This window comes from Rhizobium mongolense USDA 1844, assembly GCF_000419765.1.
In the GTDB taxonomy this organism is placed as follows: Bacteria; Pseudomonadota; Alphaproteobacteria; order Rhizobiales; family Rhizobiaceae; genus Rhizobium; species Rhizobium mongolense.
Map to the genome: position 1 here is coordinate 35,279 of NZ_ATTQ01000012.1, position 15,439 is coordinate 50,717.

Consider the following 15,439-nt stretch of genomic DNA (forward strand, 5'->3'; position numbering starts at 1 on the left):
GGCAGGACGATGCAATGCATGTCATCGTAACCGGCGGTTCAAGCGGTATCGGATTAGCAGTCGCAAAGGCTTACGCTGCCAGAGGCGAGCGTGTTTCGCTGATCGCACGCGATGCGGCACGCCTCGATCAGGCGGTTCGAGACGTCCAGGCTGTATCGAAGGGCGGAAGCTCTTTTGCCGTTTCGGCTGACGTTTCCAAGCATGAAGATCTGGCATTTGCGGTCAAAGCCTGTGAAACGGCAAACGGCCCCTGCGATGTGCTGATCGCCTCTGCCGGCATTGTCGAGCCGGCCGCCTTCGATGCTCTTTCAGCCGCGGCCTTCGACCAGCAAATAACCACAAATCTCCTCGGCACCGCAAATGCCGCCCGTGCCGTCTATCACAGCATGAAGGCGAGGGGGCAGGGCACCATCATGGTGGTCTCGTCGGGTGCCGCATTGATTGGCCTTCACGGTTATGCGGCCTACTGCGCCTCCAAATCGGCCCTCAAGGGCTTTGCGGAAGCCGTACAGGCGGAAGCCGTCGGAACTGGAATTCGCGTCTCCATCTGCTTTCCGCCGGACACGCTGACACCCCAGTATCAGCGTGAAATGACGATGCGGCCATGGCAGGCCGAGGTTCTCATGGGCAAGGTGAAGCCCTGGACGGCGGAAGCAATTGCACAGCGCATTATCGCCGGTATCGACCGCAATCGCTCGAAGATCCACTTTACGCCATCTCTCATGGCGCTTGCCTATCTGGGGCCGTTCATCAAACCGCTGCTTTCGCAGTGGTACCGATATCGATTGAAGCGTGGCGCAAGGGAAACGCATGCAAGGTCATCGACTGTGCATTTGAAGACAGGGATATCATCGGGCATTGACACGCCCAAGCTTTAATCGGATTTGGCATTTGTTGCCGGTAATAGAAAATCGATGGTTCCTTTGCGCTTACATGATGTGCCCTTTTTATTGGTTGCCTCCTGCTTCGTCCTGACGTGCATCTTCGTCTACGCAACGGACTGGTTTGCGATGCCGTCTGACGTCTATCGCCAGAACAAGATCGAGCGAACACCTGCACGCTATGCGCTCGATCTTGCGGCGCGCCTTCCGGTTATCGCTCTGGTCTTTGCGGGTTTCTTTTCGGTGACGTGGCGGCCGATCTACGCCATGCAGGCGACGATGAGCTTCTTTGTGATTTTCACCGGGATTTCGCGCGCCAAATTCAAGTTCATCAGAGAGCCGCTGATTTTCTCTGACATCGCGCTCGTCGTCGATGTCTTCAAATACAAGGAGATCTTCTACGCGACCTCGCTGAACGTCTTCTTCTGGATATTCTCGTTCCTTTACGTCTTCGGCGTGACCGTGCTTTATTTCTATTTCGAGCCGCATATCTTGCCTGACAGCGCACGGGTGTTCTGGGTCCTGGTCGGACTTGCCGTTGCCTTCGGTCCGTGGCTGGCGCTTTTCTACGGCCCTGTGAACGGGCCGGTTTCACGGGCCACACAGCAGCTGGTTGGACCGATCGATATCAAGAAGAATACGGTCCGCTTCGGCACGTTCACGTCTGTCGTCCTGCATTTTATCATATGGCTTGGCCGCCGCCGCGAGAAGATCGTGCACGAGCTGTCGGTCATGCTAAAGTCGGCGCTGCACGATCTTTGGGATCCGGACGGCGACAGCGAGCCGCCGCTCATCGTCGTCTGGCAGTCGGAATCCTTCATCGACCTTCGTCATTTCGAGGTCAAAGATTTAAAGCTTCCCAATCTTGATCGACTGCGAAAACGGGCGGCGCAGTGGGGCCGCATGACGAGCGTTTTCGAAGGCGGCTATACCCTTCGCACCGAATTTGCAATCTTAAGCGGCCTTCAGCCCGACGACGTGCATATCGATGCGAGCTATCCCTATCTGAGCGCAAGCCAATACACGGATGTCGTTTGGCCGAATAAGCTGAAGGTTGCCGGCTGGAAGACGCAGTTCATTCATCCTTACGACCGCACCTTCTTCCTGCGTCATAAGGCAATGCCGCAGCTCGGCTTCGATCACATGATGATGCTCGACGAATTCGATCACAATCCGGAGCGCGACGGCCCTTATGTCAGCGATCAGGCGCTGACGAAAAGCGTGATCCGCGAGATCGAAAAGGATCCGCATATCAAGAATTTCCTGTTCGTCGCCTCAATGGCCAACCATGGTCCCTGGGAGGCCGGTCGCGTCGGTAATCTCACGGATCCTGTGGAGATCTATTCCGAGCTCCTTCGCCGCGCCGATCACGCGCTTGGAAACCTGGCCCATCATCTCGACACGCTGGACCGGCCAGTCTGGTTGCTCTTCTACGGAGATCATGCGCCGCTCTTGAAGGCTTTTGCTGATCCGTTTCCGGATCCTCGTACCGACTATATGATTGTGCCGCTTGGTCGCGCTCGAGCGCATTCGCAGCGTCCGGTCCCGCCGCGGGAAGAAGCGCCGTGGAACCTGCTCGGAACCCTGCTGCGATATGCCGGTCTCAGCAAAGAGTTGCCGGCGCAATGATCGTGGCGGTCCGCTCAGAGGAGAAGGCGAAACGCGTCTTCCTGTTTCTCCAGGGCCCATCGTCCATCCTCTATTGCAAAATCGCGGACCGTCTCGAGGCAGCCGGCTGCGCGTGCCTTCGCGTCAACCTCAACAGCGGAGATTGGCTATTCTGGCGCAGGCGAGGTGCCATGAACTATCGCGGTCCTTTCGCCGCCTGGCCTGGTTATGTCCGTCATCTCATAGCGGACCGCAAGATTACCGACCTTATCGTCCACGGAGAGGAAAGACCCTACCACCGTGCTGCGATCGCCGAAGCCCGCGCGATGGGCGTTTCGATCTACGCCATCGAGATGGGGCATCTGCGGCCTGATTGGGTGACGATCGAGCGCGAGGGCCTTTCGTCCAACTCGCGCTTTCCTGTTGATCCGGGTCATATACTTGCGGCTGCGGAAGGCCTGCCGGAACCGGATTGGAACAGGCGCTACCGTCATGCTTTCCTCTCGGAAGCGATCGCCGATTTACTTTATTATCTGCCGACTGTGTTCTTCTCGCTCTTTTATCCGCATTACCGGCGGCACGGGCTGTTTCATCCGCTCGCCGAATATGCCGGCTGGCTGAGGAGACTCGCAACGGGCCGAAAGAGGGCGCGCGAGGCGAATTTCAAAGTTGGCCGGCTGTCTTCCGACAACGCAGCGTTCTTTGTCTATCCCCTGCAGATTGAGACCGACTATCAGTTGCGCGCCCATTCGCCGTTCCACAGCCAGAGGGATGCGATCCGCTATATTCTGCGCTCATTTGCCGAGCACGCACCGCACGAAGCAAAGCTGCTCGTCAAAGTCCATCCGCTCGACAACGGGCTTATCGACTGGGACGACTATGTGAAGGCGACCGCCCTGTCGCTCGGCCTGTCCGGCCGCGTGCAGGTTATCGACGGCGGTGATCTCTCGGCGCTGATCGCTGCAAGCCGGGGCATGGTCACCGTCAATTCCACAGCTGCGCTTTCAGCATTGCAGGCAGGCAAGCCTGTTAAGACGCTCGGAGTTACGATCTATGATATCGAAGGGCTGACGGATCCAAGTTCCATCGATCGTTTCTGGCAAGATCCACAACCGCCATCGGCAAAGCTTCTTGACGCGTTCGTGCGATTGCTCGCAGCCTCCGTGCAGGTTCGCGGCAACTTCTATTCGAAAGAGGGAGCGAAGGCTGCTGCCGAAAGCATTGCCTCGAGGTTGCTGGCGCGAAATGTCAACGAGCCGGGCGCCTACGTCGAGCCGCCGGTCCGCAAACATCCGATCAAAATAGACGTCCCCTGACCAACATCTGGTAAGAAGTCGGTTGAGTGAAGATTCGCCGCCACGCAGGCAACGGAGATAGAATGATACTCGGGAAGACGAAAGCTGTCCTAATGTCAACGGGCCTCGCCTTGTTGGTTGGCTGCCAGGGGGGAGCGCCCTATATCGACAGCTCCTTTTTGCAGCCCGATCTTGGGTATCAGAGGCCGCATCCTCAGCGACCAGGCCCGTCCGTGCCGTCGCCTGATGAAGGCGAAAACACCGGGCCACTAACGCCCGTCGAGGAAAGCCCCACCGACACCTCGCCACCAAGCGAAGAGGCTGGACAAAACACACCGTGCGGACAGGCGACGATCTCCAAAATAAAGGCCCCTGGTTCAGAGCCCGTTTCATTGCGGTGCAATATCCAGCTGTCTTCGCGTGACGTCGTGACGCGTCAGCTGATCTTCGAAGGAAGCGCCGCTTCAAACGCGGTACTTGATTGTGCGGGAGGGCTAATCGACGTTAGTTCTGGTAGTTCACGCATGCAGAAAACCGGAATCGTTGTTCGCTCAACGCGAACTGCGTCAGGGCAATGGGATGCTCCGCGCAATGTCACCATTCGCAACTGCCGGATCAGAGGATTTGTCAGGATTTACGGTCTCGGAGAAAATGCGAACGGCGAAGTGATGAAGGCCTCTTCACTCAAGCCTGACCACACCAGTTATGCCCAGGCAGCGGCACCGGCCAATGTGAGATTTGAAAAAGTCCAGATCGAGGCGCCCAATGGCATACCCTTCTATGTGGGTCCGGGCGTAACAGGAGCGGCTTTGATATCGTCTCAAATATCAGGCCGCAGCACCGCCGTTGCCGTATATCTTGACGCCGAGTCAGCCCGCAATACGATCTCCGGAAACGTGTTCAGCATCAAAACGGATAAGCGTGAGTTGATAGCAATCGATGGTTCTGCAAGAAATACGATTTCCCGCAATACATTCGAAAACTCCGACAATGGCGGAATATTCGTCTATCGCAATTGCGGAGAAGGCGGCGTTATTCGCCACCAAAAACCGGAGTTCAATCAAATAACGCAGAACACGTTTAGGTACTCTTCCGGCCGCCAGCAACCGGCAGTTTGGCTGGGATCCCGCAACGGAGGCAAGGACTATTGCTTTACCGACCCGGCCTATCCATTTGGCAGCAGCGCAAGCAATGCAGACTTTGCTGACAACAACGATGTCGAAGGAAACAGGATCGTCGGTGGTGGTCGCAATCTGATCGTTAGCAGGGGCGGCAACAATGTCGTTCGAGACAACACGTCACAATAGGCGGCTTCTGACAGCGGAAACCATGGCTACGTGTTTTTTTGCATCTGCTGGCACATGCTATATCTGTGCAAAGCGCTTGGAGCATTGGGATTTTAGAAAGGAATGGCGGAGCAAATGGCTGTGAGCGAGACGCTACCTGCGGCAGGCACGACGAAACAGGTGATCTGCATAAATTGGGGTACGAAGTTCGGCCCCCCCTATATCAATCGCCTTTATGCAATGGTTGCGAGAAACATCACTCCGCCGTTTACCTTCACATGTTTCACCGATAACCGAGATGGAATTCGGCCTGAAGTTCTTTGCGAGGACCTACCACCATTAGACGTCCCGAAAATGCCAGAGAAATCTCCAGGGATTTGGAATAAGGCGCGGCTTTGGGGCGAAACTTTAGGATCACTCAGCGGCCCAGTTTTGTTCCTCGATTTGGACCTTGTGATTGTTGCGTCACTCGACCCGTTTTTTGAGGTTGGCAGCGCCGAGGACGTTGTTATGGCGCGCAATCAGACGACGCCATTTGAAAAGCTCGGACAGACATCGCTGTTTCGGTTTCCGGTGGGCAAGCTCGCGCCACTGCAGGAAAGATTTAAAGCGGCACCACAGGTGATTGCGGATCAGTACCGGTTTGAGCAGCGTTTCGTAACCAGGAACGCTCCGGATGGTCCGAAGTTTTTCCCGCGCGAGTGGGTGCTGCACTTTCGTCAAGATTGCCGCCGTGCATGGCCGCTCAATTACTTCCTTGCACCGCGGCTCCCCCAGAGCGCAAAAGTAGTCATTTTCCCTCGTGGCCTTCGCCCAGAGCAAGCGATAAGAGGGAAATACCACGAACGGGGCGCCGACACTCCGTTTGGACATCTCATGGCAAGTTTCAACAAGAAAAAGCGGCTGAAGCGGGACTCGTTCTTCGCGCATCTTCGGCATTTTATCCTCCCGACACGCTGGGTGGCGGATCACTGGAGGGAGTAAGCATGTTAAACCTGCCGATTCTCTTCGCGGGTCCGGCGACAATCGACGTTATGATTTGGCGAGCCGCTAGGCCGAGGCTGCAGCGATCCCGTTTCGTCCGAACGAAGCTAGCCGGTCCTCGGAGCGCCGGCTGAACAATGCTCGGGCCTGTTTACTCGCTGGAAGTCAGCGGCTGCGGAGACGTCCTTGATTGAAAATATAACGATGACGAAGTCCTTGCCTCATTGCGGGCAAATCGCACGGCTACGGATAGCCGCGATTCAGCGGGCGAACTTTCCAAAGGAGCCGAAATGATATTGAGCCAAAGCCGGCCCAGTTATAGGGCCGAGCTCGATGGGCTGCGCGCCGTCGCCGTTATACCGGTTGTACTCTATCATATCGGCCTGGCCTGGCTTCCCGGGGGCTTCGTTGGCGTCGATGTTTTCTTTGTCCTCTCCGGCTATTTCATGGCCAGAATTATCTCGTCGGAGATCGCGGCGGGCTCCTTCAATATCTGGCAGTTCTACAGCCGCCGCATCAGACGAATTTTGCCCGCGCTCACCGCGGTTCTTGCCGCAAGCACGATCGCGGCGTGGTTCCTGTTCATGCCTCAGGAGTTCGAATACTTCGCTAAAAGTCTGATCGGAGCAGCTACTTTTACCGCCAATATACTGTTCCAAAAAGAAAGCGGCTACTTCGATCTTGAAGCGCACACGAAGCCCCTGCTTCACACGTGGTCGCTGAGCGTCGAGGAGCAATTCTACATATTCTTTCCGCTTACCCTTCTCCTGACGCGGAAGTCGCGCGCAGTGACATTGGCAGTTTTGATAGCCGCATTCTTTTTGTCATTTGCCGCCAGCTGCTGGGCGGCCTTCAACGCCACATCTCAGGGGTTTTACCTGCTTCCTTTTCGGGTATGGGAGCTCCTGCTTGGGTCGCTGGTTGCCCTTGTTCCTGCACCGAAACTGACGCAGCGCAGCGAAAGCTTGATGGCTGGGGTTGGCCTGCTTGGAATCGTTGCTGCTTTCTTCGCCTACAATGTTGACACGCCCTTTCCGGGTTACTACGCGCTCCTGCCGTGCCTGTCTGCTGCCGCAGTGATATTTTCACAGGCCCAGGGGAGCTGGAGTTACGCCCTTCTAAAGGCGCCCCCGATGATGTTCATCGGAAAGATTTCCTACTCTGTCTATCTCTGGCACTGGCCCGTTATCGTTTTTACCCGCTACCTCAACCTCGGAATGGAGGCCTGGTTGGAAGGCGCAATGGTCTTTGCTTGCGCGCTCGCGCTCGGATACCTCTCGTGGCGTTTTATCGAGCAACCATTCAGGCACGGCGGCGGCATGAGTATAGTCACGCCGCTTGTTTCGGGCGCGGCGGCAGTTGCGGCCTCGGTTGTAGTTGCGAGCACGATCATTGCCTATCATGGGATGCCGTGGCGTCTCAGTGGGGAAGCGCTCCAGCTTTATGCGGCAACTTACGATCAAAGTCCTTTTTCTCAACCGCGTTGCTTTGCCGATACCAACGGAAACGGCCTGTCCGTCGCGGCCATAGAGGAAGGCCGGCTTTGCGTTGTGGGTGATCACTCCACAACTGCTCCCCCGTCCTTTGTCGTTTGGGGAGACTCGCATTCGGCCGCGATGGCTCCTGCAATCGACCTTGCAGCGCGTAAGGCAGGAATAAAGGGTGTACTTGTCGGTCGTGGCGGTTGCCCACCGCTCCCTAACGCCGCATTTTCATCTCAAAAGAACGTCGAACGCTGCGTTGATCACAACAAGGCGGCGCTTTCCTTCATTGAAACACAGAAGATCCCTTATGTATTTCTAGTCGCCTACTGGCCAAAATATGTCCACCGATCCGAGCTGCCTAAACAAGGCATCTTCTTCGATCCTAACATTGCTCCACCCGTCGAAGACTGGTCCGGGCCGGTGCGAAAGAGCCTCGAGGAAACCATCACGCGGTTAGACGCGGCTGGCACGAAGTCTGTATTGGTACTTGACGTTCCTGAAATGGGCGTACCGGTCCCCGAAGCATTAGCGAGAGCCGTAACGACAAGCCGCTCTGAGGATATTGCTCCCTCGCGCGACTACACCGATCAAAGACAGTCGTTGGCGAGAATGGTGCTGAACGATGTCGCCAAGCGCAAGAACGCCTATCTCGTAGACCCTCTCCCTAAGTTGTGCGACGCTACCCGTTGCCACGCGATCATTAAAGACACTGTGATGTACAAGGACGCCGATCATCTTTCCGCATCGGGTGCTAGAATTCTTGCTCCCATCTTCGACGGTGTGATCAACGTGATTGCGCATTCCATTCCTGCGCAAGCAGTTGGCGGGAAGCCTGGATCGTCAGAAGCGATAAAACCACCATTCGATGTGGCGTTTTAGTATAACGCCAGGCGTGCATGCTCTGCTGCTTCTCTTGACCTATGGCTTTGCGGCTCGCACCAACACCCAAAGCTACGTCTTGCCAGTCATGGCTGTGCGGGGCGCCTTGACACTGCGGCCTTAACGGGTGTCGGCATGGCTGAATTGAGGCCGATAATTGATATCTATTCCGTCCAATACAACGTCGAGCGCGCGGGCAATGATATCATTTCGCTTACTCCTGGGCAGAACACGTTAACTGCGGGCAAAAGAGATCGGGCTAGCCATGTGTTTTTCGATGTCATCCCTGTTTCGAACGAGGGGAAGGCCGATTTGTGCGGAGAGCTCGCCCTCCGTGGTGAACACATTCCCGCGATTTCGAAGCTGCGTCAGCACAAAAGTGTCCTCCGCGATCTGTCGCCGAAGTTTGCCCCTGTCGTTGTAAGAATGGCCCATTTTCGTCACGGAGAACCCGGCCAGGGTCACTGACGGCGCGCCCATGAAAAGGGCGTAACAAACAGCTGCAACTCCGTTTGTGACTTTTCCGAGTTCTCCCACACCAGGGGGAAGGCCACCGCTCACGGCGGTGACGATCGCCTCACGCTCATCCTTGGTGGCGCGCATCAGACTCTTGTACTGCACCTGGGGCATCAGCAGCAGCCTCAGTCGCATGAACCATAGAGGTTTCGTGTGAAGCCATAAAAGACCTCTCGTTCTCACGTGAGGATGCTCATCCCAAGACTTCTTTCTCTTTCGAAACGTCAGGTCGGCCGGTGGGAGGCCCAAGGCGGCAGCCGTCTTGCCCGAGTTGTTGACATCGACGCGAGCGCAATGTCCGATCAAGTCAGCCGGTATTGTAGGGGATGGGGCGGAGCCGAGGATCAACCATGGCTGATCGCGAATGTCGAGCTGCGAGAGCCAGAGGCGGTGTTTTTCCCGGAGGATTTCGAGCGCGTCAGGTCCAACTGTCATCTAGAAATTTCCGTCGCTTAGTTTGCAAGGAGAGGTTCTCTTCAGTACATGCGCCATGTCTTGCACAACCCAATCGACGTGTCCACTCCGCGCTGAATTTCCGTGATGCCGTTAATCGCGGCAGTTTATATTCGGCGTTTGCCCTCCCGCACGCTAAGGACGGTTGATGCGCGGTCACTTGAACAACTTAGCCGCGATGATATGATTCAGTTGTCGTGAAGGCCCTGTTGGGCTGCGACGGGCATATCGGCAGTAAGATCGTGGCTACCCCGCATCTGCGGTACATCGGCCCCGATTCTGCATCCGACGGAAGCAAGTCACGGCGATTTTCGAGATTAATACTGCATTTTCTGATTCTCTTTTCGCGGGCCGGAGGGCCCGCGGCGTGAAGAACATGGCTTTCGTCAAGCGCTTCAATTTGTCCGTTATATTCCGTCACGTCCGATGCCAACAGTGTGGCTTTCGTTCCTCCGAACACCGCTGTTGCCTTCCTCCGCGCGAATGATCGAGGTTTGTGCTTGCAGGCTCAGCGACGGAATGCAGTCGCAAAAAAGTCCATGTTCTGTTTGTGATTGACCACAAAGCCGGCCCGCCTGGATCTGCATATGCCGATCTTCTCTGTGCTGGCGTTGCCTAGCGACATTTCGCGAGCAGGTGATTGACGAGACCAGCGGCTCGGCTACAAGTGGTCCGCCTTCAAAAGGGGTTGAGCGGGTTACATTACCCATGACCGAGGCAACGTCCGCGGTCGGTAGTTCGTAGAGGAGCAGCTCGATTTTAACATATCGACCCATTGAGTATCGACCCGGCTTGGACGGATTGCGAGCCGTTGCTATCTTGCCGGTGCTCCTATTTCATGCGGGTTTCGGGGCGTTCAGCGGCGGGTTCGTCGGTGTTGATGTGTTCTTCGTCCTCTCGGGATTTTTCATGGCGAGGATCATCCTGGCCGACCTTGACCGCGGCAGATTCAGTCTTCTGGAGTTTTATGTCCGGCGCATGCGGCGTATCTTCCCGGCGCTGTTCTCAATGATGGCTGTTTCGGCTGTCGCGGCATGGTTCTTGTTCATGCCGCAGGAATTTTTGTATTTCGCTGATAGCCTAATAGCCGCCGCATTGTTCACTTCAAACGTTCTGTTTCATCGCGAGAGTGGCTATTTTGATATTGCCGCCGAGGTGAAGCCTTTGCTTCATACTTGGTCCCTGTCTGTCGAGGAGCAGTTCTACCTTGTTTTCCCCGTCGCGCTTTTCATTTGCTATAAATTTGCAGGCAAGCGCATGTTCGGGATCGTTCTGGCGGTCTCGCTGCTGTCGTTTTTAGCAAGCATCTTCGAAGTATATCATAAACCGGAGAAAGCATTCTACCTGCTGCATTTCCGCGTTTGGGAATTGCTGATAGGAGTTCTGGTCGCTATTGCGCCGCAAGTGAACTATCGAGCCCGCGCTTCTCAAGCCATGACAGCGCTAGGGCTCGTTGCAATCTTCGCAACCGTCGTTTTCTATTCTCCTAGCACTCCTTTCCCGGGGTTTAATGCCGCGTTTCCCTGTGTTGGTACGGCCCTTGTGATCCACGCCAATTGCCGAGACGGCTTGATTGCCCGCTTTCTCGACAATCCCGTTTCGGTCTTTATCGGCCGCATCTCCTATTCCCTCTATCTTTGGCACTGGCCCGTTATCGTGTTTTCGCGCTCCGCTCTTGAACGCGAACTGACGACCGAGTGGGCACTGACGGTCGTCGCACTGTCGTTCGCGTTGGCCTACCTTTCCTGGAGGTTTGTAGAGCAACCCGCCCGATACGGGAGGCTAGCGCCCTCGGGTGCAGCCATAGCCGGCCTGAGCAGCGCCGCAATCGTTTCGGCGATCGCGTTCGGAACTGTCGTCAAGAGATTTGAAGGCATTCCCCATCGATTACCCGAAGAGGCGCTCCGGCTTTACCAAGCCACTCATGATGAGAGCCCGTTTTTCTCTCGGTCGTGCTTTGCCGATTCGGACGGGGATGGCTTGACCTTGGCTCAGATAAGAAGAGGCGAACTTTGCAGGATTGGAGTGCAATCTTCAAGCGAGCCGCAGTTCCTTGTGTGGGGTGACTCTCACGCCGCGGCCATTGCTCCGGCAATCGACGTTGCAGCGCGCGAGATGGGTCTGTCCGGTATGTTCGTCGGCCGCGCCTCCTGCCCGCCCTTACCGAATGCGGACTTCGGCCCCCCTTGGGCGGTGAAGCGGTGCATCGAGTATAATTCAACAGTAATGTCGTTTATCGAGCAGAGGAAGTTCCCTTTCATCTTCATGGTTGGTTACTGGCCGAAATACGTTCATAGGGCAGAGCTTCCGGGTGGGAGCGTCTTTTTCGACCCGCGTGTAGAACCCTCCTTGGCAGATTGGTCTTCGCCTGTCAGGGCGAGTCTAAACACCACACTCGCTAAGTTCGCTCAGGAGGGGACGAAGGCGGTGCTGGTAATGGATGTACCGGAGGTTGGCTCCGACGTCCCAGAAGCGCTCGCCAAAGCCGTAGTCGCTGGAAGATCGCTTGATATTGCCCCTCCTCTTGATTACACGAGCAAAAGGCAGGCGTTAGCGCGGCGGGTGCTGGACGAGGCAGCCAAATCGAACGGAGCGCTGGTGGTAGACCCCATGGGCGCAATCTGCGATGCTTTCAGATGTCACGTGATGCGAGAGGGTACGGTCCTGTATAAGGACGGAGATCACCTGTCGGCCAAGGGTGCGGCAAGTCTCTCGGAAGTCTTCCGCCCCGTCCTGGGTATTATAAGAGCGGGCGTCCCTTCTTTGACGTCTGAAAAGCGATCATGACCTTTTCGCTAAAATGCAGCAAGCAGCACTGGAGCAGAGCCTTAGGGTATTTGATTACCAGTGATGAACTGCAGATCGTCAGCAGGATCAGCAGCATGGCGCGCCGGCACAAGGTGTGCGGGCTGAAACCGCTGAACTCAATGCCGATCAGAAATGCTCAAACGGCATAAACGCCGTGTTGTTCGAGACGCCGGCCGTCATAATCACAGGCATTACTCGAAATCTGCAGACCATGCCCTACACAAGGAACACCTGGTGCGGCTGCACACGGATATGGATCGGACGATACCGGAGCATCTTATCAAGAAGGGATATCCGCTATTTACAGCAGATCCTTATGTGTCGCAGGCTTCAGGCATCCCGATTTGGACTGGCGCTTTGGCAGCGTGACAGCGGTGCGACCGACGATATCTCGGGTCGGGAGAGGGCGATCGAGCGACCGGTCACGAATTCGACCATCGAGCGGTCTTCCACTAAACTTGCTTCTATGTTTTGAAGGGTCGTTTCCATTTTCTTCTTCAGGAAATCCGCTGAGACAATGTAGTCGGACCCGCGGGCGATCTTCTCGGCCATTTCCTGAGCCGACTTGCAGTAGTAGTGGTTCAGTTGGAGATACTCGTTTGAATAAAAACTTCGTTTCTTCCTGCCGTCCCTGGTCGTGCGAAATCCTGTGTCATTGACGGTGAGATCGCCGAAGGACCGCGTCTTGAATTGGTGCACCGTAACCTCTACGACTTCGCAGGGATCTACGATGCACTTGAAGTTGGAGAGGTGCTTCGCTTTGCTGAGCGGATCGTCGTTGCGCCACGTATAATTCATGACAACGGGGCCTTGCGGCCTCACCTTATGTCCGCTCGTGCCAAACATATGCCAAGGCAAGGAGACATTCGGAAATCCCTGTGTTGCTTCCAGCGCTTCCTCGATCGTGCCTCCCTTGCGCGGAAGCAAGAATTCGTCGACATCGATAAAAGCTATGCGGCTGAATCTACCGCCGAAAGTGCAGACGGCATGGGAGAAGGCGAGAACCTGGCTATTGATGAACCTCGATTCCAGGTACATCTTACCGGACCATGGAATGATCGTAAGCTCGTCGGCAGTGAGAACCGACTGCAATATGCTGCATGTGGCATCGGTCGAGCCGTTATCATAAACGACAAAGTGACTGATCCCGACGGCTTTATGAAACATCGCCCATTCTTCGATATATGATGCCTCGTCTTTGACGATTACGGCAATCGCGATTCCGGACCGGCCTGGCAGAGGCTCCGGCGGAATGATGGCAAGGCTATTGATCGGAGTGTTCTTTCGTCTGAGCCACGACATTTTGCCGCCTTATGTCCCTGGATTGGAAGAAGTTGAATCTCGTTTCAGGAAAGTCGCGCTATAATAGCGCTGGATTGGAATCAAGTGACGTCGCGGCTTTTTTGAGGCCCGGCCCCGGAAGGTCTCCATGTGAATTGACACAGGGTTTCTGGTGGTGCACAGCTTCGGACCGTCAGAGGAACTCTTCCCTCTCCATGAGAGGGGTGACCTTAAAAGAGGTCTCTGCACAGCCAAAATGAAAGGATCATCGATGAGAGATGCCGTTGCTCGAATTTTTGTCGGTTTTGATTCCAAGGAGGTAGTTGCCTATCACGTTCTATGCCAGAGCATTATAGAGCACTCCTCGATCCCTGTCGCCTTTTCGCCTATTGTCCTCGATAATCTGAGGGACATTTTCACGCGCGAGCGCAATGCGCTGCAGTCGACGGAGTTCTCCTTCTCCCGCTTTCTGGTTCCCTACCTCAGCAACTATGAGGGGTGGAGTATTTTCATGGATTGCGACATGCTGGCGCGCGCCGACATCGCAGAGCTTTGGAATCTCCGGGATGATCGATATGCTGCGATGTGCGTGAAGCATGACTACGTTCCGAAGGTTGAAACCAAATTTCTAGGCCAGACTCAGACGAAGTATGAGAAGAAGAACTGGTCGAGCATGATCTTGTTCAACAACTCAAAGTGCAGGGCATTGACCAAGGACTTTGTCAACACGGCCACTGGCCTGCAGTTGCACCAGTTCAAGTGGCTAGAATCCGACGAGCAGATTGGCGATATACCCGTCACTTGGAACTACCTGGTAAACGAGTACGACAAGCGGGACGATGCGAAAATCGTTCACTTTACCGATGGCGGCCCATATTTCGACGAGTACAAGAATGACGATTACTCCGACGAATGGTTTGCCATGCGCGAGCGCGTGCTTGCCGTCACCCAGAAGGCTGTCGGGAGCCCAAGTTGATCACGCCTACCGATCAAAGCGCAGGCGCGCTTCAGCTTAAGGGCGCCGTCGCTGATCTCTCTGATACTTTGGACTGGAAGAGAGTTTTTTCCCAGTTCTCACACATTGTCCTTGTCGCCAACAGCGGTCTAAATGACGTCCAACTGCTCCAGCGCCATTATCCTGCGAGCACCTTGTTCGTTTTCTTCAACAAGGTCTACAAAACCTTGTCTGAAGATTTCAAAGGCAACGCTATTCTGGTCTCGCGCGGCCAACCCGCGGGAGCAAATATCGTTTACAAAGGCGAAGTGGACGAGGTGCTCGCGTTTTTCGAGCAAGCGACATTTCTTGGCATTCTGAATCTCCGCTTGTCCGTGCTGGAAAAGCTGAATACGTCGGCCGATTTCCACGGCGCCCCGACCGGTCACCTCGATCTTGTTGGCTTTACCGACCGTTTCTACACTCCCGGAAAAACACCGACCAGCGGCTTTGCGATGGCGATGTGGCTGACAGGTATGAACCTTCCCGGCTCTATCGTACTCGCCGGATTTTCAGCGCGCCGGACCGAAAAGTGGAGAGTGGTTGCTGCGCACGATTGGAGTTTTGAGCAAACCTGCTTTAGACTGCTTGCAAGGGCCGACAAGATTTCGATACATGATGGCGTTGCAATAAACGCTTACGAGAACTTGAGTGATCTCTTTCCGGAAATCTCAAAGACGGACATTGCCTTGGCCGCTGCAGAGGTGTTTTCCGAGCGTCTCGGGAACACCGATGCCGAGGTCGATAAACTTATCAGTCTGACTGGCGCGGCGCGGAAGATCGATCAGATGTTTAGATCGCTCAGACCGGCGTGGATGAAAAAAAAGAAGCCGCATTTTCCTGGGCCCAAAGCAGAGTAGATCAACGGCGAACTTTCATTGCTGAACGTCTGGCGTGCGGCCGCAGCCGCTTCCACGCTCATTTGTTCATGAACCTTGACGACGCGCGGGCGAAGATGGAGGATTGGCGG

The 15,439-nt window shown here is 55.4% G+C and carries 11 protein-coding genes; 9 read left to right on the forward strand and 2 right to left on the reverse strand.

Annotated elements, in window-relative coordinates; translation table 11 throughout:
• Positions 1–14 precede the first annotated feature (14 nt).
• From A3C3_RS38960 to A3C3_RS38970, 6 genes are all read left to right on the forward strand, one after another.
• The gene (locus A3C3_RS38960; RefSeq protein ID WP_022716852.1) at positions 15–878 is read left to right on the forward strand and encodes an SDR family NAD(P)-dependent oxidoreductase; all 864 of its coding nucleotides are present in this window, start codon (positions 15–17) and stop codon (positions 876–878) included.
• 6 nt (positions 879–884) lie between these two features.
• The gene (locus tag A3C3_RS0122555) at positions 885–2,510 is read left to right on the forward strand and encodes an LTA synthase family protein (RefSeq protein ID WP_022716853.1); all 1,626 of its coding nucleotides are present in this window, start codon (positions 885–887) and stop codon (positions 2,508–2,510) included.
• On the forward strand, positions 2,507–3,805 hold the full coding sequence (locus A3C3_RS0122560) for a capsule biosynthesis protein (RefSeq protein WP_022716854.1): 1,299 nt from the start codon (positions 2,507–2,509) through the stop codon (positions 3,803–3,805). Before A3C3_RS0122555 ends, A3C3_RS0122560 begins: the two co-directional genes overlap by 4 nt.
• A 92-nt stretch (positions 3,806–3,897) precedes the next feature.
• Entirely contained in the window at positions 3,898–5,091 is a 1,194-nt protein-coding gene (locus A3C3_RS38965) for a right-handed parallel beta-helix repeat-containing protein (protein ID WP_022716855.1), read from the forward strand.
• A 102-nt stretch (positions 5,092–5,193) separates the two neighbouring features.
• Positions 5,194–6,054, forward strand: coding sequence for a hypothetical protein (locus A3C3_RS0122570; protein ID WP_022716856.1), 861 nt, complete (start codon positions 5,194–5,196; stop codon positions 6,052–6,054).
• A gap of 290 nt (positions 6,055–6,344) precedes the next feature.
• Positions 6,345–8,417 carry an acyltransferase family protein gene (locus A3C3_RS38970; protein WP_022716857.1) on the forward strand — a complete coding sequence of 691 codons (2,073 nt, stop codon included), beginning with the start codon at positions 6,345–6,347 and terminating at the stop codon, positions 8,415–8,417.
• A gap of 234 nt (positions 8,418–8,651) precedes the next feature.
• On the opposite strand, the gene A3C3_RS48630 is transcribed toward A3C3_RS38970, so the two are convergent.
• Positions 8,652–9,368: a hypothetical protein gene (locus tag A3C3_RS48630; protein ID WP_028739907.1), complete on the reverse strand. Its 717-nt coding sequence runs from the start codon at positions 9,366–9,368 to the stop codon at positions 8,652–8,654.
• Between the two features lie 774 nt (positions 9,369–10,142).
• Here A3C3_RS48630 and A3C3_RS0122585 point away from each other — a divergent pair.
• Positions 10,143–12,173 carry an acyltransferase family protein gene (locus tag A3C3_RS0122585; RefSeq protein WP_028739908.1) on the forward strand — a complete coding sequence of 677 codons (2,031 nt, stop codon included), beginning with the start codon at positions 10,143–10,145 and terminating at the stop codon, positions 12,171–12,173.
• Between the two features lie 351 nt (positions 12,174–12,524).
• On the opposite strand, the gene A3C3_RS38975 is transcribed toward A3C3_RS0122585, so the two are convergent.
• Positions 12,525–13,496, reverse strand: coding sequence for a glycosyltransferase family 92 protein (locus tag A3C3_RS38975; RefSeq protein WP_022716860.1), 972 nt, complete (start codon positions 13,494–13,496; stop codon positions 12,525–12,527).
• Positions 13,497–13,746: 250 nt separating this feature from the next.
• Here A3C3_RS38975 and A3C3_RS0122600 point away from each other — a divergent pair, with 250 nt between their 5' ends.
• Both A3C3_RS0122600 and A3C3_RS38980 read left to right on the forward strand, forming a co-directional pair.
• Complete coding sequence (locus A3C3_RS0122600) at positions 13,747–14,451, forward strand: LPS glycosyltransferase (protein WP_022716861.1); 705 nt, start codon at positions 13,747–13,749, stop codon at positions 14,449–14,451.
• Positions 14,448–15,329: a hypothetical protein gene (locus tag A3C3_RS38980; RefSeq protein WP_022716862.1), complete on the forward strand. Its 882-nt coding sequence runs from the start codon at positions 14,448–14,450 to the stop codon at positions 15,327–15,329. Before A3C3_RS0122600 ends, A3C3_RS38980 begins: the two co-directional genes overlap by 4 nt.
• The last annotated feature ends 110 nt before the right edge of the window (positions 15,330–15,439 follow it).